The organism is Shewanella sp. BF02_Schw (genome assembly GCF_014596695.2).
Taxonomy (GTDB): Bacteria; Pseudomonadota; Gammaproteobacteria; order Enterobacterales; family Shewanellaceae; genus Shewanella.
Genome location: NZ_JABKAW020000003.1, coordinates 13,482 through 40,325 on the forward strand (window position 1 = coordinate 13,482; position 26,844 = coordinate 40,325).

General features: G+C 40.7%; 24 protein-coding genes. 6 read left to right on the forward strand and 18 right to left on the reverse strand.

Annotated elements, in window-relative coordinates:
* Positions 1 to 46: 46 nt before the first annotated feature.
* From HNW13_RS12785 to recR, 5 genes are all read right to left on the reverse strand, one after another.
* A complete protein-coding gene (locus HNW13_RS12785; RefSeq protein WP_101088171.1) occupies positions 47 to 1,351 on the reverse strand; it encodes an inosine/guanosine kinase in 1,305 nt (434 codons plus the stop codon).
* Positions 1,352 to 1,947: 596 nt separating this feature from the next.
* Entirely contained in the window at positions 1,948 to 2,592 is a 645-nt protein-coding gene (gene adk / locus HNW13_RS12790) for an adenylate kinase (RefSeq protein WP_101088169.1), read from the reverse strand.
* A gap of 136 nt (positions 2,593 to 2,728) precedes the next feature.
* Complete coding sequence (locus tag HNW13_RS12795) at positions 2,729 to 3,592, reverse strand: tetratricopeptide repeat protein (protein ID WP_192115925.1); 864 nt, start codon at positions 3,590 to 3,592, stop codon at positions 2,729 to 2,731.
* A 66-nt stretch (positions 3,593 to 3,658) separates the two neighbouring features.
* On the reverse strand, positions 3,659 to 5,572 hold the full coding sequence (htpG, locus tag HNW13_RS12800) for a molecular chaperone HtpG (protein WP_101088165.1): 1,914 nt from the start codon (positions 5,570 to 5,572) through the stop codon (positions 3,659 to 3,661).
* 278 nt (positions 5,573 to 5,850) lie between these two features.
* A complete protein-coding gene (gene recR, locus HNW13_RS12805) occupies positions 5,851 to 6,450 on the reverse strand; it encodes a recombination mediator RecR (protein WP_011637008.1) in 600 nt (199 codons plus the stop codon).
* Between the two features lie 688 nt (positions 6,451 to 7,138).
* Here recR and HNW13_RS12810 point away from each other — a divergent pair.
* Both HNW13_RS12810 and HNW13_RS12815 read left to right on the forward strand, forming a co-directional pair.
* Positions 7,139 to 7,888, forward strand: a complete 750-nt coding sequence (locus HNW13_RS12810) for an IS5 family transposase (protein ID WP_124011573.1) — start codon at positions 7,139 to 7,141, stop codon at positions 7,886 to 7,888.
* A gap of 52 nt (positions 7,889 to 7,940) precedes the next feature.
* Positions 7,941 to 8,714, forward strand: coding sequence for a GGDEF domain-containing protein (locus HNW13_RS12815; protein ID WP_243756281.1), 774 nt, complete (start codon positions 7,941 to 7,943; stop codon positions 8,712 to 8,714).
* A 61-nt stretch (positions 8,715 to 8,775) separates the two neighbouring features.
* Here HNW13_RS12815 and HNW13_RS12820 read toward each other — a convergent pair whose 3' ends face one another.
* Together HNW13_RS12820 and HNW13_RS12825 are read right to left on the reverse strand one after the other, a co-directional pair.
* Complete coding sequence (locus HNW13_RS12820) at positions 8,776 to 9,009, reverse strand: helix-turn-helix transcriptional regulator (protein WP_101088159.1); 234 nt, start codon at positions 9,007 to 9,009, stop codon at positions 8,776 to 8,778.
* Complete coding sequence (locus HNW13_RS12825; protein ID WP_192115927.1) at positions 9,002 to 9,502, reverse strand: hypothetical protein; 501 nt, start codon at positions 9,500 to 9,502, stop codon at positions 9,002 to 9,004. Before HNW13_RS12825 ends, HNW13_RS12820 begins: the two co-directional genes overlap by 8 nt.
* Before the next feature lie 211 nt (positions 9,503 to 9,713).
* On the opposite strand from HNW13_RS12825, the gene HNW13_RS12830 reads away from it, so the two are divergent.
* Complete coding sequence (locus tag HNW13_RS12830; protein ID WP_192114076.1) at positions 9,714 to 11,141, forward strand: IS4 family transposase; 1,428 nt, start codon at positions 9,714 to 9,716, stop codon at positions 11,139 to 11,141.
* Positions 11,142 to 11,265: 124 nt separating this feature from the next.
* On the opposite strand, the gene HNW13_RS12835 is transcribed toward HNW13_RS12830, so the two are convergent.
* On the reverse strand, positions 11,266 to 12,150 hold the full coding sequence (locus tag HNW13_RS12835; protein ID WP_192114092.1) for an IS1595 family transposase: 885 nt from the start codon (positions 12,148 to 12,150) through the stop codon (positions 11,266 to 11,268).
* 213 nt (positions 12,151 to 12,363) lie between these two features.
* Between HNW13_RS12835 and HNW13_RS12840 the strand changes: the two genes are divergently transcribed.
* Positions 12,364 to 12,636, forward strand: a complete 273-nt coding sequence (locus tag HNW13_RS12840) for a hypothetical protein (protein ID WP_162022812.1) — start codon at positions 12,364 to 12,366, stop codon at positions 12,634 to 12,636.
* A gap of 60 nt (positions 12,637 to 12,696) precedes the next feature.
* Here HNW13_RS12840 and HNW13_RS12845 read toward each other — a convergent pair whose 3' ends face one another.
* The 7 genes from HNW13_RS12845 to HNW13_RS12875 all read right to left on the reverse strand — a co-directional run bounded on the left by HNW13_RS12845 (position 12,697) and on the right by HNW13_RS12875 (position 19,747).
* Positions 12,697 to 13,029: a YbaB/EbfC family nucleoid-associated protein gene (locus HNW13_RS12845; protein ID WP_011637860.1), complete on the reverse strand. Its 333-nt coding sequence runs from the start codon at positions 13,027 to 13,029 to the stop codon at positions 12,697 to 12,699.
* Positions 13,030 to 13,172: 143 nt separating this feature from the next.
* Positions 13,173 to 16,019 carry a DNA polymerase III subunit gamma/tau gene (gene dnaX / locus HNW13_RS12850; RefSeq protein ID WP_192115928.1) on the reverse strand — a complete coding sequence of 949 codons (2,847 nt, stop codon included), beginning with the start codon at positions 16,017 to 16,019 and terminating at the stop codon, positions 13,173 to 13,175.
* A gap of 150 nt (positions 16,020 to 16,169) precedes the next feature.
* Positions 16,170 to 16,721, reverse strand: coding sequence for an adenine phosphoribosyltransferase (gene apt / locus HNW13_RS12855; protein WP_101088153.1), 552 nt, complete (start codon positions 16,719 to 16,721; stop codon positions 16,170 to 16,172).
* A 134-nt stretch (positions 16,722 to 16,855) separates the two neighbouring features.
* A complete protein-coding gene (locus tag HNW13_RS12860; protein WP_101088151.1) occupies positions 16,856 to 17,221 on the reverse strand; it encodes a YbaN family protein in 366 nt (121 codons plus the stop codon).
* A gap of 378 nt (positions 17,222 to 17,599) precedes the next feature.
* Positions 17,600 to 18,361, reverse strand: coding sequence for a putative DNA-binding domain-containing protein (locus tag HNW13_RS12865; RefSeq protein ID WP_192115929.1), 762 nt, complete (start codon positions 18,359 to 18,361; stop codon positions 17,600 to 17,602).
* Positions 18,361 to 19,224: a DUF692 domain-containing protein gene (locus tag HNW13_RS12870; protein ID WP_192115930.1), complete on the reverse strand. Its 864-nt coding sequence runs from the start codon at positions 19,222 to 19,224 to the stop codon at positions 18,361 to 18,363. The genes HNW13_RS12865 and HNW13_RS12870 overlap by 1 nt, the downstream gene beginning before the upstream one ends.
* 100 nt (positions 19,225 to 19,324) lie before the next feature.
* Entirely contained in the window at positions 19,325 to 19,747 is a 423-nt protein-coding gene (locus HNW13_RS12875) for a hypothetical protein (RefSeq protein WP_182751156.1), read from the reverse strand.
* A 327-nt stretch (positions 19,748 to 20,074) separates the two neighbouring features.
* Here HNW13_RS12875 and dusC point away from each other — a divergent pair, with 327 nt between their 5' ends.
* A complete protein-coding gene (dusC, locus tag HNW13_RS12880) occupies positions 20,075 to 21,019 on the forward strand; it encodes a tRNA dihydrouridine(16) synthase DusC (RefSeq protein ID WP_192115931.1) in 945 nt (314 codons plus the stop codon).
* A gap of 234 nt (positions 21,020 to 21,253) precedes the next feature.
* Positions 21,254 to 21,736: a TraR/DksA C4-type zinc finger protein gene (locus HNW13_RS12885; protein WP_101088141.1), complete on the forward strand. Its 483-nt coding sequence runs from the start codon at positions 21,254 to 21,256 to the stop codon at positions 21,734 to 21,736.
* 123 nt (positions 21,737 to 21,859) lie between these two features.
* On the opposite strand, the gene HNW13_RS12890 is transcribed toward HNW13_RS12885, so the two are convergent.
* From HNW13_RS12890 to rimK, 3 genes are all read right to left on the reverse strand, one after another.
* On the reverse strand, positions 21,860 to 24,397 hold the full coding sequence (locus HNW13_RS12890; RefSeq protein ID WP_192115932.1) for a TonB-dependent receptor: 2,538 nt from the start codon (positions 24,395 to 24,397) through the stop codon (positions 21,860 to 21,862).
* A 792-nt stretch (positions 24,398 to 25,189) separates the two neighbouring features.
* Positions 25,190 to 25,621, reverse strand: a complete 432-nt coding sequence (gene ndk / locus HNW13_RS12895; protein WP_041413046.1) for a nucleoside-diphosphate kinase — start codon at positions 25,619 to 25,621, stop codon at positions 25,190 to 25,192.
* Between the two features lie 164 nt (positions 25,622 to 25,785).
* Positions 25,786 to 26,682, reverse strand: coding sequence for a 30S ribosomal protein S6--L-glutamate ligase (gene rimK, locus HNW13_RS12900; protein ID WP_101088137.1), 897 nt, complete (start codon positions 26,680 to 26,682; stop codon positions 25,786 to 25,788).
* Positions 26,683 to 26,844: the final 162 nt, after the last annotated feature.

Genomic DNA, 26,844 nt, shown 5'->3' on the forward strand with positions numbered 1-26,844 from the left:
AACGATAATGATGCATCATTATCGTTTTATTTTTATCGATGACCAATCATCGTTCCCAATATGACTCTTCTAGACTGTCTTCTCGCTCTGGTAAACCACGAGATAAACGTGGACTATGCTGCGCTAACACTTCGTATGCAACGCGATTAGCGTATTTACACACTTGTGAAAACGACGAATAACATAAACCATCTCGTTTATGTTTACTCGACCCAGGCACATTGGTTTTATGGAACGTATTGGCTGATAAATCATGAAGCAACGCAGACAAAGCTCCATCACCAGCACCATTGGTATTACGAATTAATTCTGGTCCACCCATGTAAGGGGCAATGTGAGCGTACACTTTTATTGGCGTATCGCAATCCACTTGTAATTTAGGGCGAGAAAACTCATAACGGTTAAATTCAGGAATGGCGCCCGGTAATAAGGTATGGCTGGTTTCACGTTTTTCAGCATCTTCAGTATAACCCGCAGTATAAAGCCCTATCGCACCCGCCGTGGTTAGCACCATGTCACACCAATCTAGCGCCATTTCACTGGCAAGCAACGGGTCTTTAAAACCCGTTAACGCTTCACCTTCGTCTTCATTCATGGCTAAAATAGTGACATGCTCATTAATAAAATTTTGCCACCATTGCGGATCTTCTTGAATTAAAAAGCGTGTCCCTAAGGTTAACACCACTGGTACATCGGCTTCTTTAGCGTAATTAATGGCCGTCATTGCCGCATCAGTAATGCCATCACCTTCGCTTGCTCGCATCAGGTATGCCGTTAATACTAACGCCGAACTGCCTTGTATCACCTCTTTATCGATATACTCAGGTGTTAGCTTATCCATCGCGCCTTTACTGATAGCAAACGTGCGTTCACCACAATCGGAAATTAACGTAAAGCAGCGACCGATAGGACCATCGACAGGTTGTAAAAAGTTAAGATCAACCTTTGAGGAAGTGTTACATAAATAGCGATATGCATAGCTACCCACCATAATATGCTGGCTCATAACCCCAAAAAGCACTGAGCGGTCATCGGCTAAAATCGAATAATTATGGACGGTGTTACCAATAGTGCCACCGGCAAATTCATCGCTGATCATCTCATTGGATTTAAGTTCATGGTACAAATTATGGGCTTGCTCATCATTAATGAGAGTAGAGTTGCCTTTAGGTAAGCCATATCGCTCAAGTAACTCGTCTTCTACTTTAGCCTCGATATCAACCAAGGTTTGATCGATACCGCAAATGTAAGTAGAAAAAGGTTGAGGCTGCTGCGTAAGTTGAGCCAATAACGGATCACGACTGTTTACAGGGAAATAGTGTTTGGACTTACGTTGACCAGGAAACTTCATATTGGGCTCTCATAGCTTGGCGTCCGTGCAAGTGTGAAATTAATTACCACTGACACTCATTCAATTTTATATGAGTCGTCATCCGCGAAAATGGCGGCAGATTTTATCATAGGTAAGCGTCAATCCTATATCACTTTTATCACATTCACGGCCTAAATATGTTCCGTTGAGGTCATCAGTCTTATTTTATTAGTTTTTGACCTACGCCGATATATTGCCTCTGGCTAAATCAACTGGACAATATTAGTTCGTTCAATCACACATTAGCCTCAATAGTGCTGTATTGAATAACTTAAGTTTGGGCTGATAGATTGGGTAAATCGAGTAAAAGGACTGTTCAACAGTCATGTGAAACTTGCCATTGTATGACTATCAAGGCGCATGAAGACTTCAATAGCGAGCCGATGCAACGGTGGCATTAGAATTTGATAATCGTGTTTACAATCTCGAGCGGAGGTTAAATAAACATTGATTAAATATCAGTGATTCAATATTAGTGAAAAGTATTCCCACTAATATACAGCAACGGTTAGGTTATTCTTTAGGTATAAAAAAAGCCTGCAAAGCAGGCTTTTAATGGCGGAGCTAATCAGCGATTATTTTAATACGCTGGCTAGTTGCTCACTCACTTTAGCGACAGATTGAGTACCGTCATACTTGTTGTACTGAGTCTTACCGGCAGCAGCAACTTTGCCATAATAATCAACTAATGGCTTAGTTTGCTCATGGTAAATACTTAAACGCTTGCGTACGGTACTTTCTTCGTCATCTGGGCGGATAGATAAATCTTCGCCAGTGACATCGTCTTTACCTTCCACTTTCGGTGGATTGAACACCACGTGGTAAACACGACCAGAACCAGAATGAACACGACGTCCGCTCATACGCTTAACGATTTCTTCATCAGGCACATCGATTTCGATAACATGATCAATCTCAATACCATTTTCAGCCATAGCATCAGCTTGAGGAATTGTGCGAGGGAAACCGTCAAGTAAGAAGCCTTTTACGCAATCTTCTTGAGCAATACGCTCTTTCACTAACCCAATGATAAGATCGTCTGAAACTAATTGACCTGCATCCATTACTTTCTTAGCTTCTAAACCTAATGGCGTACCAGCTTTAACAGCGGCACGTAACATATCACCAGTTGAGATCTGTGGGATACCATACTGTTCCATAATGAACTGAGCTTGGGTACCTTTACCGGCACCTGGGGCACCCAATAAAATAATGCGCATCTCAAAAGTCCTCTTTTAAGTTTGTGTTCTTTTTAGGGCGGCGATTTTCGCACATCTGCCGCACTTTTAATAGCGCTTTTGTTATGACATTAGACCAAGATCTAATAAGGGTTGTAACAAAACAGCTTCAATTTGTTTAATACAACAAGGTATACAATTTACGGCGATATTGATTGGCTAACGTATTGCCCTGACCTATCGCGGTTAGAATTTCCATGAAGACTTGTTTAACTTTGCCATCAGCAGCACTCATATCTTTTTGTAAAATAACAAACAATAATTCAAGGGCTTCTTCGTTACGTTGAGCAACATTTAATGCTTTGGCTAATATAACAACTGCGTCTAGATTATCAGGTTGCTCTGCGACATTTTGTTGCAGCTGACGAATTTCTGGAGTATCTGCCGCATCTTCCGCTAACGCTAATTTAGCCACTAAATTATGATAGTAACTATCTTGATCCGCTAAACCTATACGGGCAAGTAGCCCTTTGGCTTCTGCGAGTAAACCTTGCTGTAAAGCCACATCAGTCATCACCAATGCAACTTCAGGTGCTTGTTGTGCATCGATAAAAATTGTTTTTAACTGGTCAGAAATTTTAGCTAAATCTTCTGGCGATAACTCACCTTGGGCTAATTGCTGCTTAACATCATCAAACTCTTGTATCCACATTGGCGGTAAATGTTTGTCGAGCAAATCACTAATTTGTTCTTGGCTTTGCGCCCCAGAAAAACCATCAATGGGTCTACCTTTATCTAAAATCAATGTGGTCGGTACGTTCTGAATTTGGAAGTAATTCGCAATTTCTAACTCAGTTTCACAATCCACTTTAGCGAGAATAAATCGCCCACCTTGGCTATTAGCAAGATGCTCCAGCGTCTGCAACATTTGTACACTTTCGGGCTGTTGTTGCGCCCAAAATGCTAATACCACCATTTTTTGCATTGAGGTATCAACAACTTGTTGAATATTATCTTTAGTAAGATTAATGAGGTAGTCCATATTGCCTCCGCAGAATGACAAAAACAAAAGCGGACTTATTGTCCGCTTTTACTGCTTAAATCGAGTTTACTTTACACTCGCCAATAACATTTGATTGGTCAGTTTAATAAACGCTGAAGGGTCAGCCAAACTGCCTTTCTCGGATAACAATGCCTGTTGTAATAACAAGTTAGCCCAATCAGCAAACAATTGCTCGTCAGTTTCGTTATTCAAATGCTCAACCAAAGGATGCGTTGGGTTAATCTCAAATGTTGGCTTAGACTCTGGCACAGGCTGACCAGCTGCTTGCATCAGCTTAATCATCTGCGTCGACATTTCACCTTCGCCCGCTACCACACACGCTGGCGTGTCAGTTAGACGTGAAGTAACACGAACCTCAGAAACGCTGTCTGCTAACGCAGCTTTAACACGCTCAATTAAACCTTTAGACTCTTCGGCTACTTTGTCATGCGCTTCTTTATCAGCGGCATCTTCAAGTTCACCTAACTCTAAATCACCACGTGTCACTGAATGCAACTTCTTGTCTTTGAACTCAGTTAAGTGATTAACTAACCACTCATCGATACGCTCAGACAATAACAATACTTCGATGCCTTTTTTACGCAGCAACTCAAGATGAGGACTATTAGCAGCAGCTTCATGACTGTCAGCAACGATATAATATATTTTGTCTTGACCGGCTTTCATGCGCTCAATATAGGCCTCTAATGACACTGTTGTCGCAGCAGAGTTGTCATGAGTAGAAGCAAAACGCAATAAACCTGCAATGCGTTCTTTATTAGCAAAGTCTTCTGCAGGGCCTTCTTTTAATACTTGCCCAAATTCAGCCCAGAAAGACTGATACTGTTCTGGCTCATCTTTAGCCAGTTTTTCAAGCATGCCTAACACACGTTTGGTGATACCCACGCGCATTGCTGTTGTTACTTGATTATCTTGTAAAATTTCGCGAGATACGTTTAATGGCAAATCATTTGAATCGATTAATCCACGTACAAAGCGTAAGTATGTAGGTAAAAACTGTTCCGCTTCATCCATGATAAATACACGTTGAACAAACAATTTCAAGCCATGCTTATGGTCGCGATTCCACATATCCCAAGGCGCTTTAGCTGGGATGTACAGTAAACTGGTGTATTCTTGCTTACCTTCAACACGATTGTGAGACCATTTTAATGCGTCGCTGTAATCGTGAGAAATGTGCTTGTAAAATTCTTGGTATTCTTCTTCCGTGATGTCTGACTTATTACGAGTCCAAAGCGCTGTCGCTTTGTTCATCACTTTCCACTCACCTTCCGTTGCCGCGACTTTTTCGCCATCAGGGCCGTCTGACTCAGGCGTACCTTCATTCCACATTTGTACTGGAACAGAGATGTGATCAGAGTACTTAGTGATAATTGAACGTAAACGGTAATCGTCAGCAAATTCAGTTTCTTCGTCACGTAAATGCAGCACAATTTCAGTACCACGTTCATTTTTAGTGATACTTTCTACATTGAATGAACCTTCGCCTTCAGATTCCCACAAGACACCTTCGTTAGCAGCATGGCCGGCAGCGCGAGTGCGTACAGTAACTTTTTTCGCCACGATAAAGGCCGAATAGAAACCCACACCAAACTGACCAATTAATTGTGAATCTTTTGACGCTTCGCCTGAAAGATTATTAAAAAACTCTTTAGTGCCAGACTTGGCGATAGTCCCTAAATGTTCGATGACGCTATCGCGGGTCATACCAATACCATTATCTGAAATGGTGACTGTGCCCTTTTCTTTATTCGCACTTACACGAACGCGTAAATCACCGTTACCTTCATATAAGGTATCGTCAGTTAGTGCTAAATAGCGAAGCTTATCTGCTGCATCGGCCGCGTTTGAGACTAGCTCACGTAAGAAAATCTCTTTATTCGAATACAGAGAGTGGATCATCAATTGCAGAAGTTGTTTTACTTCGGTTTGAAAGCCATGAGTTTCTTGTTGTGACATGAGTATTTCCCTTGGTGTTACGTTTAAACAATCACGAGTCGAAAAATCCACTCGCCTAAAATTCTGTGTTAACCAAGAGATGGGGGACGTTACAATATTTTCAAGGGGCAACACCGCCTTGTTGAATAATAAATCATCAGATAAGACCAAATCGGCTCAATATGACACATTTTTGTAGCCTGTATTCCTCATGACGCATCTATGGTGGAATAAAAAAATGCCAACAAATCTAATTTTTGACTTGCTGGCATCTTGGTTTCTAATCAGCTATGGGGCTATTACAGCGGAATACGACCATTAAAAGATAACGCTAAGGTGGTGCTATCAACGTATTCAAGCTCACCACCCACGGGAACGCCATGTGCGATACGACTAATCACCACATTGTGTCTTCTGGCCATATCAGCAATAAAATGTGCAGTGGCATCACCCTCAACGGTCGGATTGGTAGCAAGAATAAGCTCGCTCACCTCATTCGACGTTAAATGGCGTTCAAGTAACGCTAAACCCAACTCTTCAGGACCAACACCGTCTAACGGCGACAAGTGCCCTAACAGCACAAAATAACGGCCATTAAAATGACCACCAGCTTCAATAGCAAGCACATCAGCAGGCGTTTCAACCACGCAAATGATCCCAGTATTGATGCGACGATGGCTACTGCATATAGGGCATAAATCTTGTTCGGTAAACGTACGACAACTTTGACAATGCCCTACCTCAGACATGGCTTTTTGCAACGAATCTGCGAGCTTAAGGCCCACTTTACGTTCACGCTCAAGTAATTGAAATGCCATACGCTGTGCAGACTTAGGGCCGACGCCAGGCAACGCACGTAAAGATTGAATTAATTCATCGACCAAAGGACTAAATTTCATAAAATTGCCAATACCTTAATAGCTAAACTCATTGTAATGTCATGGTGAAACCGTCTTGTGATCGGCTAAGCCAATATGCGGAAACACCAAAGCAGTGCGATTATTGTCTGTGCAGCGTTTGAATGCAAAGATTAAAACCTCTGTTGCAATAAATGAAGCCACAATCGACGAATTAACAGTGTTCTTATTGAATACTGTCACTCTATGGCCACAGCCATCATAGATAAGGGAATTGCTCAACGACTACTTTTTAGCAAAAAAGTTACGGCGATTACGGGAGCAGATTAATAACTAAACAACGTGTCGCTACACCAATTTAAAACCAAGCAAACCAAGCAAACCAGCTTAAAGATACTCTATTGACTCATCTTTGTTACTTTAGACACAACCGCAAATAAGGCGTTAATTAACTTTTGAAAGCCATCACTTTTTTTGTTCAATCCATCTGATATTCTACTATTCAGAACTTAATATTGCCTGTGAGGACCTAAGGAGGTCATTCACGATAATATTTAAAACACCACCAAAAATATGAGTTTTCAAATTAAAGTGTCACCTATACAAGGACCCAATATGCAAGATACTTTACCATTATTAGCTAGGGGCTGTTGATCTTTGTTTGAATTTTGTGCGAAGAAGGTAATCTCGTATAATTCACTTCGCCAAAAACAAATACAACGAGATTACCATGCCCCGATTAATGCTCACTGATGAGATGTGGTCGAAGCTAAAAGCTATTCTGCTTGATGATAGAGTTTATAACAAGCAAGAGCATCGATTTACGATGGAAGGTATCCTTTACCGATTGCGTGTTGGCTGCCCTTGGCGAGATTTACCTGAATATTTTGGCTTATGGAATACCATTTACCGTCGATTTTTACTGTGGTCAAGAAAAGGTATTTTACTTAGGCTGTTCAAAACATTATCGACTAATAGTGATACTGAATGGGAATTTATTGATGGAAGTTATGTAAAAGCCCATCAACACAGTTCAGGTGCATCATCTGATGAAAATCAAGCAATTGGGTTAAGTCGTGGTGGTAATACAAGCAAAATCCATCTCGCGGTAGATAGCTATGGTTTACCGATAGAATTCATTGTTACAGGTGGAGAAGTTCATGATAGCAAAGCAGCTAATGCCCTTATTGAATTATTGCCACAAAGTCATTTTATTATTGCAGACAAAGGCTACGACAGTGAAGCGATTAGAGATAAAGTGCGTGAATGTGGTTCAAAGCCAGTGATCCCTAGAAGACAAAATTCGAAGCAAGGAAATGGCGATATCGATTGGTGTTTATACAAATATCGGCATTTAGTTGAAAATGCTTTTGCTCGGCTCAAGCATTTTAGAGCGATAGCTACCCGCTATGATAAATTGAAAATTAATTTTGAAAGCCTGCTGGCTCTAGCTTGCTCTATAATTTGGCTGCCAATGTGAAAGATCAACAGCCCCTAGTGGGTTGGTTATTTGCGGAGCGCTAATACTTGCAATGGCTATCAAACCGGTATGGACGATATTTAGCCGACTTCCAACCGGCGAATTGCGCCACAGTTGGGGATTTCTTATTCTGCTGATCCTGTTTTTCATCACAGGTTATGTCATTTACGCTAAATTTTGCGTGGTTACATTTTCTCAACCACTCGATTTAGTAGTGCCAGTGATATTTTTTTGCGGAGCTATTTTTGTATTTGTTGTGTGTAGCCTATCCCTCAAAACCACCAGTGACATTATGCAGATACATGCCCTTAAACAAGAAAACATCACCGACTCACTAACAGGGATTTTTAACCGTCGATACTTAGATCGTCGCCTCAAAGAGGAAACACAAAGGGCGCAAAGTTATTCTAAACCACTATCCATCTTCCTTATCGATATTGACCATTTCAAAAACATTAATGATAAGTATGGCCATCAGATTGGTGACTTGGTTTTGAAAAATATCGCCCAGAACATTAAAATGTCGTTAAGAGAATCAGATATAGTGGCTCGTTATGGTGGTGAAGAGTTTATCGTCATCCTTCCTCTAACCCAAGTCTCCACATCTTATACACTTGCTGAACGACTCAGAACGATTATCGAAAACACTCAGTTAGTACTGCCTGGTGAGTCTGAGATAGATATACTTCCCATTGGTGTCACTGTGAGTGTAGGTGTTGCTGGAATGACATCTGAATGTAAAGACTACCAGTGTCTGATTAAAAATGCAGACAGAGCACTCTATCAATCAAAACAAAATGGCCGTAATCAAGTGAGAGTGGCTTAGACAGGACGCAAATAACGTAACAAAAGGCTGTTTGAGGGGATTTTATTATCACGTGTTTAGGTTACTTACCTGAACGATAAGTAAAAACCTTATCCAACGGTAAATTAAACACCTCTGCAATTTTAAACGCCACTTCAAGTGTTGGAGAGTATTTATTTGACTCTATTGCCATCACCGTTTGACGCGTCACACCAATTTGTTCGGCCAGTTGCTTCTGCGTCATTTCGTTATGTAAAAAGCGTAACGTACGGATAGTATTTGAAATCCCTACTTTTACATCATCCCGATTATCCATAAATATCACCAGTGCGCCCCTTATACAATTGCACTCCGTAATGTGCCAGCTCAGCAGTTAGAAAAGCCACAATTAAAATATGCAGTGGTAAATACGGCACAGTCCGTTGTTGCATAAAATCAAAATCTTGGGCGGCGATATTATACTGAAAAATGGCAAATACAACGCCCACTTGCAAAATGATAGCCGAATATTTATAACCGACTAAACTGATTTGTTTTTCTCTCACATCCATCGGTTGTGATAACTCATCGTCGCTAATTAACGCTAATAAAACATAACTGACAACCATCAGTACAATTGAGTAAATGATGATCTCAAGCAGTAAACTTGATAACCATTCAATAGATGCAAATTGCTCTGGGGTTGCATTAAACAACTGGCTCAAATAAAGATAGAAAATATAACCTGTTACCAAAAAATCTATCGATAGCGTTAGCTCGCGAAAGCTGGTTTCTTGCAACCATTGGTGTACTTTTTGTTTATTACTCATGTTAACCCCAGCGAACTCAAAGTAAAAAATATTTAACTCACCTCATGATAGTTTGATGTCAATCAATGTCAAATATTTTTTACTTTGAGTTAATATTTAAATGCTTTACATAAGGGTAATAGCTGACTCTTCTACACAAGTATAAAAAATATTGAACTTCTGGGGTGAACTGTGATCAGATCAAGTAACTTCAGTTACTTAGAGAAAAACCATGTCAATATTCAACCCAGAGCAATGGTCATACAATCACTTTAAAAACGGTTTCTTTGGTGACCCGCGTCGCACAGATCGTGTCATCGAAGTCGCTGCAGATATGGCACGTTGTAGTGGTAAGTCTATCGCTTTATCATGTCAAGGTAATGAGGCTAAAGTTGAAGGGGCTTATCGATTGATCCGTAACGACAACATTTCTCCAGAAGTAATTAGAGCTTCTGGTTTTCAACATACTGCAGAGCTTGCCCAGCCCTATGCTGAGATATTAGCCATTGATGACACCACTGCGCTGAGTTACAAACATCAAGTAGCAGAAGAGCTTGGCAAACTGGGGACGACGACAGATAAATCACGTGGTTGGTGGGTTCATTCAACCCTGCTATTAGACAGCTTCACGACTCAGACTATCGGGCTCATTCATCAAGAATACTGGCTTCGTCCTAATAATCCTGAAGATGCTGACGAAAAAGAAAGCGGTAAGTGGTCAGAAGCCTCTTATTTCTGCCGTCAACGCTTGGGAAAGCTCATGTCACGGGTAATTTCAGTGTGTGATAGAGAAGCAGACATACTGAGTTATATTCAAGATAAACAGAAGCATAATGAGCGTTTTGTCGTTCGAGCGAAACATTCTAGAGCGCTGATAGAGACTGACTCTACGTTATTTGAACATCTTGAATCACAAGCCGAACGGGGTGAATACACTATCGATATCGCCCAGAAGGGGACAAAAAATAGTAAAGGGAAGCCTGTAAACCGCGTGGCAAGAAAAGCCAAGCTAACCATTAAAGTGGCACAGGTTACGTTCAAAACGAAAGGTGAGACTAAGCCAGTAAACGTGGTGTACGCTCAAGAAAAAACATCAAAAAGCGTTACTGAGCCGTTGCGCTGGGTGCTATTAACAACAGAGCCAATCGATACGTTAATTCAAGCACTTCATATTATTGATATTTACACCGCAAGATGGCGAATTGAGGATTTTCATAAAGCATGGAAAACGGGTGCAGGAGCTGAGCGCCAAAGAATGACAGAGCCTAAGAACTTAGAAAGAGCGGTTTCAATCTTAGCTTTTATCGGCGTCCGTTTACTGCAACTCAGAGAAGCCATCACCATCCCTTATTATTTACGTAAAAAAGGGCTGGTTGAGGAGGCCAAAGCAGTGGAGGCTCAACGCTGTGACACGGTACTCGAAGAAGATGAATGGAAGGTGCTAATGCGGTTTAATAAGCCTAGAGGGCATAAAGATAAAGGCGCGCCGAGTCTGAAATGGGCGTATCAATCAATCGCAAAGTTGGGTGGTTTCACCGATACCAAACGAACAGGGATCGCAAGCTGGACGGCGGTTTGGGAAGGTTGGAGTACATTACAGTCTCATGTTGTAGGCTACCGAGTCGCGAAAGAAATGATTGCTGATGGCGAGAGCTTATGAAATCTGATCAAGAGACAGGGGTAATAGCAAAGTCTATGGCTGCATGAACCGACACAAGGTTGGTTATCTAAATAGATTGCTTAGATTGGTCAAACTCATAACTTAACATGCCTATGCACTTGGCTCAGTAAGAATGTATTGGCGTGTGAATCATTGCCAAATTTAACAATCTGTTAGGTATTTCTCTTTCCATTTGTCTACGATTGAACCGATAACAGAACTCGCTCAGGTATTCTTGCAGGTACTTTCCTGAAACACCATGAAATGTCCCAAGTAAAAATGCCTTTAAGTTACCAATGGCAATATGAACCCAAGGCAGCCATTCATCAACAAGCTCACTGGGGGTAACCCTCGCTTCATGTTGTTGAGTCTTATCTATAATGTTCAACGCAGGTAAGCCGTCTGTATGCACTTCTTGCTGTCTCGTTAAGTGTTTGGCAACGAACTTTTCAACACTATCATGGCAAACGCTATTCACAGCCTGCATAGCAATAAATCCAGCTCTTTTTCCTTTGCTTTCAACGGCAACTAAAACAGGTGTTTTACCTTCTGCTCCACGTCCACGCTTGCCCTTCCTTCTGCCACCCACTAACGCATCATCAATTTCAATAACGCCTGACAGTCTATATAAGCTGTCTCTATGGCCCATAGCCGTTCTCAGCTTACTTAATATCAAACGTGCCGTTCGCCAATTAACTTCAATGTGCTTGCTCAATCTTAATGCTGAAATACTGCCTTTATCTGAGCCTAAAAAGTAGATTGCCCAAAACCACTTAGTGATAGGAATACGGCTACCGTGGAATAATGTGTCAGCTGTGACCGATGTTTGTTTATGACATTGACTGCATTCATATACATTGCGGGTTGTAAGCTCATAAGCATGCTCACAAGAGCATCTAGGACAAACAAAGCCATTAGGCCATCTCATTTTCTTAATGTGATTTAAGCAATCAGTTTCAGAGCTGAATTGACGTTGCCATTCAAAAAAACTCGTTTCAGGCATTTTCATAGCAAATCTCACTTCTAGTCTTGATTTATACTATAAGAATAGGCCAAAACTGACTCAGATGCATAGGCATGTAACTTAATGAGTAAAATAACTAAGTTACAGAATAGAGAATAAATAACTTATTGATTATATTTAGTTTTTATTTTGGCGTATAAATTGCTATAACTAGATGAGTTACTCATGGATTTATAGAATAATATTAAGGACATTATTGTGAAAAAAATCATCATTGTTATTGTTGCAGTTTTATTAGGTTACTTTATTAACCTCAAATTTGTTGAAATCGCATACTCATTAGGTTTCGCTGAATTAAAAAAAGAAACACTATTGATAAATGACCAAAAAATGAAAGTGAAATGTGATTCTTATGCCTTAGGTTTTTTTGATAAAGTTAAACTTGAAAATAAATTTCAGCAATGCATTAATGAGTACCAAGCACAAGGCTATGTAATTATTGACCAACAAGCTGCGATGAAAGCGGTTTAGCGCTGTAAATAAAAAAGCTCAAGCATTATGCTTGAGCTTTTTTATTAATTAACGACATGATTAAAATGGCATTTTCATTCCAGGAGGTAATTGCATACCACCAGTCACTTCGGCCATTTTAGTCTTTTGATTTTCTTCTATACGACGGGCTGCGTCATTACACGCTGCGGCGATAAGATCTTCTAGCATCTCTTTATCGTCTTCCATCAAACTTGGATCAATTTCAACTTTACGCACATTGTGGTTACCTGTCATGGTTACTTTAACCAAGCCAGCACCCGCTTCACCCGTCATTTCTGTGCGTGCAATTTCTTCCTGCACTTTAGCCATTTTGTCTTGCATCATTTGGGCTTGTTTCATTAAATTGCCCATACCGCCTTTTCCACCAAACATAGTCGTCTCTCTCTAATTAAGGTTGTTAGCAAGTCGTCATAATGGCGACAATCTTACTGAAATAAAATCGATTGGCAATATTACAGATACATTTTTGAGATGAAGATATATTCATTTTCTGTAAAACCACCCTATTTGTGTACTTATGAAGCGCTGATGAGTGCAATATCCTGCGCTATTTGCCCTAGTTGCTCCGATGGATATTCAATCGTGTCACTGTCTAACTGAGCCGATAAGTGTTGGATCATCCACTGAACGTTGTCATCAAGCAAAATAGATTGTTGCGCTTGCGCAATAAGCTCCCGATGAAAACGTTTGCGTAACTCAAGTGGTGTTTCTCGTTTTGGCACCACACCAATCTGTATCTCAACAGCAGTTGGTCGCTCAAGGTACTCAGATAACGCTACTTGTAATTGATCGATAGCAGTTTGCGCAGACAAATGTTTCTGGTCTGGTTTTAACACCAATACTATTGGGTTTGACAATGTTGGGCACACGGAGTTCACCCCTAATTGCCTAACCCTTCCGCCAACGGACACATTAGTCATTATTTTATACCAATGTAAATCAACTTCATCGCCTTGAATGCTGTGTGGTTCAAATTTGGCGAGCACATTAGATTGAATCACCGGCTCTGCATTAATGTTTTGCGGATCAGCAGCCAGTGAACGGGTTATTTGTGCGCTGGCCGGTTTTTGATGTTGATGACCAGCTTGCTGACTGACTGAACTCGATGGTTGAAATGTTGCTTCAACTGCTGGTTTAGTCTCTTGATTAATATCTGCAAACGCATTAACGATCTCACCCTCTTTGGGCGCGACCCAAGGAGGCCTATCATAATCGGCCACAACTTTAGACTTGTCTATTCCGTTGAGCGTTACAGATGATGCTTCGTTGGCTGTAGGTGCGCTAAACTCAGCCTGTTCTGACTTATCAGAAGACTCATTAGCGGCCGTTGTTGATGTTGATGCCGCAGCCGCTTTGCTCACTCTAGAACTGATTGTTTTTGTAGACTCTTTTTTGGCAAGTTCTTCTTGTTGCTGTAATACACCAACATCTGCAATGAGAGAATCTCGGCTGGCTAACACTTCATCTAAAAAGTCGTCTAAGTTATCATCTGCGCTAGTGAGGTTTTGACGAGCATTATCACTCATCAAGTCGCTGTTATTGTCAACAAGATGATTAACCGTTTTCGGTTCAGACATCGACTCCGAAGCTTCAGTAACATTGTTAGCTTCAGTTATCTCGTTTGAAACCGAAAACGCAACATATTCGTCATGATCCGAGGGTTGATATTCCATTGACGGATCGTCTGCTTCGTCATAATCCATAAAGGAATAGGCATCAAGTGAGCTGTTATCTGCACTATCACTCGATTGGCTATTTTCTACTGTATTGGTGTCTGCTTTACTCGGCACTAATGTAGGTTGCTCTGCAACCTCTTCAGACTCGGTAATATCATTAGCCAAATTTTCAGTATTGGATTCAACCGTTGCTTCAGTATCAGCATTATGAACAACATCATCAGATGAAGTTGCACTAACAACATCAGCTTCGGCAGCTTTATCGACATCATCATTAATAAGCTGGTCAGACTGCACATCGACACTTTTGGGCGGCAATGAGTTAAACCCTAAGCTTTGTGCTTGGTCCAACAATAAAGCTTGCTCAGCCACCAACGATGGCTCGACAACGATATCATCGAGAACATCAATATCTTCAACTTCGGGGGTCGGCAACTCTTCAGCCTGAATAGCGGGTACTGCTATCGTTAAATCATTATGCGTTTGAGGCAGAACATCAGGCTTTGGGCCTGTTTCAATGACCTCTTGCGCTGAAGTTGATGAGTAATCAATAACACTTAAATCAATATTAGCCGGTGTCGTTGTTACCCAACGTTTTACTTGTTTCTCGGGCGTAAAGGCTACCGCACGAAGCAGTGCCATTTCCAAACCCGATTTAGGATCGGGAGCAAAGGGTAAATCTTTACGGCCGCTAAGCAACATTTGGTAATAAAGCTGTACTTGTTCAGGCGCTAATTGCTGCGCGAATGCCAAAATTTGCTCACTAAACAGCGATTGCTGTGCAGCAGCTGGGGCAAATTGAGTTAAGGTGATTTGATGTAATAATTCTAATAAGCTACGCAATACTTCTTCGGCATCTGCGCCAAATGCCAATACTTTTGCCACTGTTTGCATTAATGGCCCAACATCGGCATCACACAAGGCTTTCAATAACGCGAGCACATGTTGCTCATCAATACTGCCCAACATGGTTTGCACTTGTGTAAGCATCACTTGGCCACTGCCAAACGCTATCGCTTGATCCGTTAAACTGAGCGCATCACGCATACTGCCATTAGCCGCTTTGGCTAATAAACTCAGCGCTTGTAACTCAAATGGTAACTTTTCTTGAGTAATTACATACTCAAGTTGCTTGCTAATTTCGTCCTGCGATAAACTTTTCAAATTGAACTGTAAGCAACGGGATAACACAGTAACTGGCAGTTTGTGCGGATCGGTCGTCGCTAATAAAAACTTAACGTGCTCTGGAGGCTCTTCTAAGGTCTTTAGGAGTGCGTTAAAACTACTACGCGATAACATGTGGACTTCATCGATTAAGTAAACCTTAAAACGACCACGGGATGGGCGATACTGTACATTGTCTAGAAGTTCACGAGTATCATCAACTTTGGTGCGCGAAGCAGCATCGACTTCAATTAAATCGACAAATCGACCTTGGGCAATTTCAATACAACTAGAGCATTCACCGCACGGCGTAGCAGTAACGCCTGTTTCACAATTAAGACCTTTAGCAAACAAACGTGCCAAACTGGTTTTCCCCACGCCGCGCGTACCGGTAAACAGGTAAGCATGATGTAAGCGTTGTTGGCTCAGTGCATTGGTTAATGCCATTAATACATGGGATTGGCCGACCATTTGTTCAAATTTAGCTGGACGCCATTTGCGGGCGAGTACTTGGTAAGACATGAAATTCCCCACAGAGAGCTATCGGGAGTCAATCCCTTTAAAGGGGTTAACAATAACATGCCAAGGGCCGGCATGCTATTGTTGAGCAAGTATTTGATAGAGCAAAGTCTAGTTAACTGCTTAATAAAATGGCAGTTTATTTTACTTTACTTACTCGCCGTCAAACTCGCATAAACTTAACACTTCAATTCCCATACCTTGTAAGCGCTTCTCGCCACCAATTTCTGGTAATGAGATAACAAACGCAGCATGGCTCACTTCACCGCCTAATTGACGAATAAGTTTTACAGTCGCTTCAATCGTGCCACCGGTGGCTAATAGATCATCAATAACGAGCACTTTATCATTAGCATTAATCGCATCAACATGAATTTCTAAGGTGTCTTTACCGTATTCTAAGTCATAAGTTTGGCTTATGGTTTTACGGGGTAATTTACCCGGTTTACGTACAGGTACAAAACCAACGCCGAGCTCTAACGCAAGTGGGGCACCAAATAAAAAACCACGCGCTTCAGTACCAACCACTTTAGTGAAACCTTTTGATTGATAATGAGCGACTAGAATCGCAATCGTGGCTTTATAAGCTTCTGCATTTTCAAGCAAACTGGTGACGTCACGGAACATGATGCCTGGTATTGGATAATCAGGAATGGTTTTAATGCTCTGCTTAATAAGCGCTAAACTGTCTTGGTTCATCATAATGTAGTTAACTCTATCTGAAAGTGATTACGCAATAAAAAAGTCCACGTCAATGGTGGACTCTGGTAAAAATACTGGTGTGATCTTATGCCCGTTTAATCTCAGTTGCAACAGGCACGCATTAACCAGGCTATTTATTATTCTAACTCTGGGATCCGCCACAAGAAAAATAATAAAACAAGCATCATGCACAACAACATAATTTTCACCCATATTATCGGTACAATCATAATACTAATCGTAAAACTAAGGCCGCTCATTAACATGGCTTTTCGCTTGAGCGATCGGCTCAACGCACGTTTCGATTGCCACTGAGAGATACCTTCAGCAAACCAAGGGTGATTGATTAGCCAATGATGAAGGCGATCACTAGATCGAGCAAAACAAAACGCAGCCAATAAAATAAATGGCACTGTAGGTAAAAGAGGCAGTGCAATGCCAATAATGCCTAACACTAGACTGCACAAACCAATAATGAGAAAAAATCCGCGTTTCACTGCCATATGCGCCCTCATACAAACAAAAAAACCACTCTATCCGAGTGGTTTAATAAGACAATATCATGACAGGTTAACCTGAAGTAAGCGTTAAATTAATCCTGTTGCTTTCAACCATGAAAGACTCGCGGGTAATGTTGGAATTAATAAAACCAAAATAAAACCAATAAAATAAAAGATGTTAAACGGGTCTTTAAACGGCTGACTCATGATTATTCCTAGATTAAGGTGATGTTGTGACTGCGATAACTCACGTCTTTCATTTGTTATATTATGCCAACTGCTAAGTTAGTATAGCGGACAATAGACGTGAAGTGGATCACAAAAAGTGGCTTATTTTAGACCCATCTTCACAAAATAAAAACCTTAAATATAATAAGCCTATTATGACTCGATTGATGAAATAATAATGCCCTTTTGGGCCAGTTGTTGCAATAAAGGCAAGCAGCCTGACAACAAGGTGTCATTTGGCATTTGTGGATAATGCTCACTTAACCAACTTATAATGGCATCGACTGTTACACCCTGTTGAGAATGAGTCATTTGTTCAATGTAAGCTAACACTTGCGCACTTAATGGTGTCAGCTGTAAAAATGCGACGTCATCATCAGCACCTCTAAATACACAAAAAAAGTTCGCTTGTGCTGTCGGCTCTATAGGCTGGTAGTCAACACTAATATGTTGAACGTCAAAGGCATATTGCGCCACTTTGGCACAAGCTGCTAGGCATAACCTATGTTGGTTTAGTTCGATAGTATTGATCGATTGAGCTGCGGGAGTATCTGGCGCGACGGCTACACATAATTCTAACCATTCATAATGTGCTAACGGCAACATAAAAACAGGATCATCTTCTGTCATCTGGTATTCATGTTGTAAAAACGCTAAAAACTCACCGGCTATTTCAACAAATATTGGTGTCTTACAATCGTGGGTGACAAAAAATTGCTGTACTAAGGCCTGCCATTGGTCGTCCTCATATACACTTTTCAACACCGGAAACGCACTCGACACAAAACCTGCAATATTATTAAAAAATAATTCTCGATAGATTTTCATGCGCCTAGGTTCAATCCCCTCGGGCAATGGCAAACTAGGATCGCGGATATAGTCCATAAATTGTTGTTGTACTTCAATGAAACCCATTATGCCTTCCTCAATATTGACTGCTGCGTTAAGGCATTTTGTTGATACTGATGAATTTGATTAATCTCATTAAGAAGTATATCTGTTTTAGGAATATTAAAGTCACGCTCAAGCAAGGTCGGGTGCACGCCATGTAATTGGTAACACTGCTGCAATAAGGCCCATACTGGATCGATAATATCCGCACCGTGAGTATCAACCATTAAGTCGGCCTCTTCTTCATAGTGCCCTGCAATATGCAGATAAGCGATTCGTTTGGTAGGCATAGCCGCTAAGTAAGCTGCAGCATCGTATTGATGGTTAATTGAATTAACGTAAATGTTATTTACATCAAGCAGTAATTTGCAGTCGGCCTCTTGCAGCACCGCATTAACAAACTCTTGTTCGGTCATTTGTGCACCTGGCGCCGCATAAAATGACACATTCTCTAAAATAAATGGACGCTCGAGTATGTCTTCGACTTGCTTTATCCGCTTAGCGGTATGGATGACTGCATCATCAGTAAATGGGATTGGCATCAAATCATACATATGGCCAGTACCAGAGCAATAACTTAAATGCTCTGAATACACTTCAATATTATGCTCATCCAAAAAGCGTTTTATATTTTGTACAAATTGACTATCAAGCGCTGCAGGACTACCAATGGATAATGAAAGCCCGTGGCAGAAAAAAGCATGTTGGTCAGTTAATGTTTTAAACTGACGCCCAAACTTGCCGCCTAATGTCATCCAATTTTCAGGCGCCACTTCGAAAAAATTAATGGCAGATGGTACCTGCTGACAAAATTCATCCAGCATTTCACGGCGAAGTCCTAAACCGACACTAGCCTGACCCTGTGCGTTGCGATGCTGAATAGACATAATGCGTCCTTAAAAATAAAAAACAGATAAAACTAAGGCCTGAATCTCAGGCCTTAATTGTGTCAGATAAGCCAAGGCATTATCAAATAGAAGTCATTAATTATTTCTGACCGCCACACTTACCTTCACCACACTTACCTTCTTTGGCTTTCTCAGCAGACTTTTTCATGTCACCGCCACATTTGCCTTCGCCGCACTTACCTTCAGCCGCTTTCTCTGCAGACTTTTTCATGTCGCCGCCGCATTTGCCTTCGCCACACTTGCCTTCAGCCGCTTTTTCAGCAGACTTCATTTTATCGCCGCCGCACTTTCCTTCGCCACATTTACCTTCAACAGCTTTTTCTTTAGCTTTGTCGGCACCACATTTACCTTCACCACACTTGCCTTCTCCGCCATCAATTTGATAACCAGAAGTTAATTGTTGAAAACCAAATGGGTTAGCTTCTACTTGAGCAGAAAAGCCTGCAGTCATTACAACAGAACCTAATGCAACCGCTAAAGTAGTTTGTTTGATTGAATTCATAATAATTATCTTCCTATATCTTGATTGTGTATGGTGACCAACATCATTGCCGGCTTGGTTAAAGAGACCTGTAGTAAGTAAATTTTATTGCAAAAAAATTAAAAAAACGTGAAAATTGTCTATTTATTTAACACAAATACTTGTTAGGCAAGCCTCAAAACTAATGCCATGTATAGTTAACATAAATACAACAAGATCGCTATCAATATGATTATTAGCAAGAATTTGTTTAGTTAATCGACAAAAAAACGCGCATAGCAATTTAGTACTGATATCAAATAATAAACACGCTAAAATAGCGCACTTTTGACTTCAGCAAGGTGTACTGTGCGCGTTATTTTAGCTCCAATGGAAGGTGTGGTTGATGACCATATGCGTGAAATATTATCTGCCATCAATCCATTTGACCTAGTTGTGACGGAATTTGTCAGGGTCGTCAATCAACTCATACCAGATAAAGTGTTCTATAAATTGTGTCCTGAGCTACTCCATCAAGGGCTAACCGCATCAGGAACACCTGTACGTGTTCAGTTATTAGGCCAAGAACCTGAGTGGATGGCACAAAATGCCATAAGAGCTGTAGAACTAGGTTCAAATGGCGTTGATGCTAATTTTGGTTGCCCAGCCAAAACCGTCAATAAAAGCAAAGGCGGCGCAGTATTACTCCAATATCCTGAGAATATTTACAGTATCGTCAAAGCCATGCGCGACGCAGTACCGTCTGAGCATCCTGTTACAGCTAAAATCCGTTTAGGCTACGAAGATAAGTCGTTATTTATGGAAAACGCTTTAGCGGTGTATGAGGCTGGCGCTACAGAGCTTGCTATTCATGCTAGAAGTAAAAGCGACGGTTATAAACCACCGGCATATTGGGAATACATTACTGAGGTGAGACAGCGCCTGCCTATTCCTGTTATCGCTAACGGAGAGATTTGGAATGCCGCTGATGCTCAGCGATGCATGGATGTCACTGGCTGTGACAGTATAATGATTGGCCGAGGAGCTATTTCTTTGCCTAACTTAGGCGATACGATTAAAACCGGCGCGGCCCCATTCAGTTGGCAACAAACCCTAAGCTTACTTATGGCCTATACCGATAAAGAACTCAACGGTCGTAAGTCCGATTACTACCCTTCACGGATTAAACAGTGGTTTAGTTACTTGAACCGTCAATATCCCGAAGCGGATACTTTGTTTAGAGAATTACGAATATTCAAAACTACTGAAGAAATCGTTAAGGTTCTACAGCATGCTCATAGATCGCTCATATAAGCTTCAATAACGCACCAACTATACTATTTCGGATTAAATCAACCTTGATGAAAATGTGTCATCAAGGTTATAAACCGTATTAATCCTAAGTCATCACAAAATAGCGAAATTATCTTTTTTTGTGTTCAATCAGCTGCGATTAATTAACCATATATATGCGACAATCAATCCTAGCTTATCGCTAAGACAGACACATAACGTTGGCTGAGATGAATAAATGATAAATTATTATTCATGTTTTTATCACAGAAATCTTATCGAGAATTGATCTTCGTCATAACGCCTGCTTTATTTGTGCCTAAAATAGATTACCTACATTGGCATAGTCAGTTAAGGTTATCTCAGTTGCACAACACTCAGGACATACAGCAAAAACTTCAACAACTTGAACTTATTTTGAGGCGTGAGTTAATGCTGGTTATCAAGGATTCATTAAAAGCTACTGAAGTTGCTCATATTTCAATGGAAACCCCTCTGGTGAAAGTGATTGATTACCTACCACAAGTCAAACTAATCAATACTGATATTTTTACTAAGTTCATGAAGCTAGATGCTGCTTATTGTCAGCTTGAACTGGGTTTATATGGTCTTTGCTCTGATTGTGAAATGGACATAGAACCGCCCCGCTTAATCGCCGATCCAACAGAACAACGTTGTACCGGTTGTGAACAAAAATTCCGTCGAGAACATCGACATGAATTACGCTTAAATCACTAGATTTCTATATTATTGACATAAAAATCAACGTAATAAAAAGGCCTACAATAATGTAGGCCTTTTTATGTCAGACAATGTAGCTGTCACACTGTCTGATGTGTAGCTCAATAACTAAATCGTTATTTAGAACTTAACAGTTACGCCACCGAAGTACTGACGGCCAATAGTGTCATACACTTCAGGAACAGTACCGCCATCGCTACCGTTAGAAACACGTGATGGCTCTTCGTCGCTTAAGTTTTTAACACCAGCGGTTAAAGTAATCATGTCTGTAACATAATAAGTACCTGAAACATTATGGTACAGAATTGAATCAACATCTGTGCCTTCTGCTAAATCAGTCATCTCACCGACATAACGGTTGAAGTACATTACACTCCAAGAATCTTGACCAGCTGAAACGCTAAAGTTGTTGCGAACTTTCGCGTAAGCACCAAAGTTACCGTCGATGGTATCAGTATAATCTTGACCATCTTGCTCGAAATTAAGCAGATAAGTCATGTCATTGTTAATTTTCCAATCTAAACCTAAACCTTCAAAGTTATAGGCTAAGTTAAAGTCAACACCACTAGTATCTTGAGTACCCACGTTAGTTAACGCATTTGTTAAACTACGTAAATCACCTTCTTGTGTGATATTAAACGTTTCACAAGCAGACGCTTTACCAGCTTTACAATCGTCTAAACCAGCTTGAGTGTCTAAACGTGCAATTGCGTTATCAACTTTGAAACGCCAGTAATCTAATGTTACAGACATACCTTCAACATAGTTTGGTGAGTACACTAAACCTGCAGTGTATGATTCTGACTCTTCAGGTTTTAGATCTGGATCTGATGTACGATTAACTAATATTTGACCTGGTTGATCAGCGTCTGATAACCAAGGATCTGTTAGGTAATCGAATGAACCTGAATTACCTGCATACAATTCAGATACACTTGGAGCACGGAAACCAGTGGCTGCTACTGTACGAAGCATCAAATCATCAGTTGCTTCATAAGTTAAACCGACTTTCCAAGTAGACGCTTTACCGAATGTTGAGTAATCGTCATAACGCAGTGCAAATTCACCAGTTAACTTTTCAGTGAAAGGTACGCTAACCTCTTGGAAAAAAGAGATAACGTTGTACTCACCTTCAGTTGGATCTTGTTGTGCAGCAGTACTTTCACCAGCGACCACTATTGGATCTGGATTGTAGAAACCACTTTCACGACGATACTCAGCACCGATAGCAAAACCAACCGCACCAGCAGACAATTCAAATAACTCACCATTTAAACCAGCAGACAGAGTTTGTTGCTCGTTACCACCGTTAGCTTTCTCTGAATATCCTACAGCATCTTTTTGATCTTGAGTTAACGGAGCGCCAGAAAACCATGAATCTTGATCAGCATAAATTGAGTTGATCATATCATTTGCATTGATAGAGTTATCAACTGACGTTGACGCTTCGTTCTTACCGAAAGTGTAAGACACATCCCAGTTCATACCGGTGTGTACATCAAGTAATCCTGCTAAACCTGCAGACATACGCCATGTATTCGTATCTTGAGAATATATACGAGGACCCACATCCTTGGTACGTCTTGCATAGAACACTTGACCGTCATCATTAGCTTCAATGCCAGCCGCAGTCATGCGGCTGTCAATGGTCATACAGTTTAAAGGATCGACACCTGGTTGACCGCACACATCTAAATAAATCTGTGCAGGCTGTCCCGCTAATTGTTGGTTTGAACGACGATTAGTGTAAATAGCATCTGCAGTTAATACGACATCATTACCTAACTCTTGTGTCATATTCGCAAACAAGCTACGACGCTCACTCGGTGTTTGATAGTAGCTATCTTGGGTATAGTCATAACGTTCATAAAGATCAGCGCGAGGAACCCAGTTACCACTAGAGTCTCTTGATAAGCCTTCCAACGTGCCTGTAGGAATAATGCCACTTGTCGCTAATTCAGTCCAATCGCGGTCTGACTGCACAATATCACGACGGTCAGAGAAAGCTGCACCAATTGTGTAGTTACCGCCATCGGTATTGAAACCGTAAAGCATACTTACGTCACCGTTTTCGCCATCACCTTTATCGGTGCCACTGCCGTTAACGTCCAACTGTAAACCTTCGAAATCTTTCTTGGTAATAATGTTCACTACGCCAGCAATCGCATCTGAACCATAAACAGCTGAGGCGCCGTCTTTTAAGATCTCAACACGTGCAATCATTGCTACTGGAATAGAGTTCAAATCAACAGAGCTATCTGCACCTGAACCTGAGTTAACCATACGGCGGCCATTCACTAGTACTAAAGTACGCGCTGCTCCCATACCACGTAAATCAACTTGTGCTACACCATCTGCACCGTTGTTTGTGCTAGAACCAACAGCAGCACCAGCCATTGACGTTTGAGCTTGAAGTAGTTGGTCAACTGAAGTGAAACCTTCTGCGCGAATAGCTTCTGCAGAGATAATGGTAACTGGAGAAGCCGTTTCCATGTCTTGACGCTGAATACGAGAACCGGTGACTTCGATTCTTTCAACTTTCTGCTCATCGGCAGCAAATGCTGCTGAAGAAAATAAGCCTGTTGTCGCGACACTTGTTGCTGCTACTGCTAGTAAACTACGGCGAATTGCCTTAGCAGTTAATGTGACTGAACTCATGAATAAACTCCCTATAACTTGATATAAAATAAAACAAGTCGTTATATTTTTAATTATGAATAATTGGTCATTGCCAATTATTGAAAAACATTATTAATGAATAAAAAACCTTTAGTCAATAAGGGCAACATGTGAACAACATCACATTTAACATGTGGATTGATAATTAATTTGACTTAAACCGATCCATTTAAAATCAATAAGTTACCGAATTTAACGGCATTTATCAAGATTGTTAACATTTTAAACCGCAAATAAAAATACAAATTAAAGACCATAAAAAAACAAATAAATACATATTGAAATACAAAAACTAAACACAGATAACAATTTAAAAACAATTGATCACAAAATGCATCAAAAATTAATTTTCAATATTTTAAATAAAATAGATTATTTGTCGTAAAAAACGTCAGAATGACATTTCAATATTACTGAGTATTTATTCAGAAAAGTAACTTGTTAGCATTTTTATAGACTAAATCTATTCAAAACGGCCTTAATATCGGTCCTGAGAAGTCCTGTTTATTAAACGGCAAAAAAGCCTGTTTGGTGATATTTCGTATAAGATTAGGAACTTTCTGACGGAGTACAGATACCTTATTTAACACTATATCAACACACCAATTCGCAATATTATTGTTAATTAAATGTTGTGTTTTTAGTCAACGCAATACGGTGAAATAGTCGATTTAAGCACGAAGAAGTCGTTATCAAACAAAGTGCTCAATATCTGAAGAGCGGACACAAAAAAGGAGCCGAAGCTCCTTTTTTATCAACTTACAGCAACGATTAACGAGTGCGTGGGCACACTTCGTCAGCGCTAAAGAAGTAAGCAATTTCGCGTGCCGCTGATTCAACTGCATCAGAACCGTGAACTGCGTTTTCGTCGATGCTTGCAGCATAGTCAGCACGTAAGGTGCCACGAGCAGCTTCAGCTGGGTTAGTTGCACCCATGATTTCACGGTTAGCTAGAACAGCGTTTTCGCCTTCTAACACTTGAACCATTACTGGACCAGAAGTCATGAAAGAAACTAAAGCACCAAAGAAAGGACGTGCGCTATGTTCAGCGTAGAAACCTTCAGCTTGTTCTTTAGATAGTTGTACCATTTTAGAAGCAATGATCTTAAGACCAGCTGATTCAAAACGGTTATAAATAGCGCCAATGTGGTTTTTAGCAACTGCATCTGGCTTGATAATAGAAAATGTGCGTTCGATCGCCATAACTAGCTTCCTTAATGTGAGCAAGTTTAAAAAATTCGCGCGGATTATACGTAATTTAGCCATATATTCCTAGCCTTATCCGCTTTTACGGTGATATTTCATCACTAAATTGAGTCATTTTTATTAACATGACCCAATTTCTGCTCTTTGGTAATCGCTAAATCTTATTGTGCTGACTTGATGGACTTGTTGGCATTCTTTTCCATAAAGCCAATAATGGCGTCGGCAACGTCTTTTTGAGTCGCTTTTTCAATGCCTTCTAACCCAGGAGATGAGTTAACTTCCATCACAACCGGACCATGGTTAGAACGTAATAAATCAACCCCAGCAATATTTAACCCCATTGTTTTTGCAGCGCGAAGCGCGACTGATCGCTCCTCCGGAGTTAATTTAACCAAAGTAGCACTGCCGCCACGATGTAAATTAGAACGAAACTCACCCGGCTTTGCTTGGCGCTTCATCGCAGCAATCACTTTATCGCCCAGCACAAAACAGCGAATATCAGCGCCTTGTGCTTCAGCAATATATTCTTGCACCATAATATTGGCTTTGAGTCCCATAAAGGCCTCAAGCACGCTCTCTGCAGCTTTGCGGGTTTCAGCTAATACCACGCCAATGCCCTGAGTACCTTCTAACAATTTAACCACTAATGGCGCACCGCCGACCATATCAATCAAATCAGGGATATCGCTGGGTTTATTGGCAAAACCAGTGATCGGCAAGCCAATACCTTGACGTGATAACAGCTGCATTGAACGCAATTTATCTCGTGAACGCGCTATTCCAATTGAACCATTAACCGCATACACACCCATCATTTCAAATTGACGTAATACTGCAGAACCGTAGAAGGTCACTGAAGCACCAATACGAGGGATGACAGCATCAAAATGCCCCAGATCTTTACCCGCCATATGAATGCTAGGTTTGGTCATATTGATATTCATATAGCACTTTAATGGATTAATAACTTTGACTTCGTGTCCGCGGGCGACAGCAGCTTCAACTAAGCGTTTAGTAGAATATAATTGCGGGCCTTGAGACAGTATTGCGATGCGCACAGAGTGCTCCAAAATTGGAATTTTCGCGCATCATACGCTGAGTTTATTTAAAATCAATGACTGGAATGACCACAGATAAAAAAAGAGCCAATCTAGCAAGATTGGCTCTTTTTTTTGTGATCAATTACCCGCTATAAATGGGATTATTGATACGTTAATACT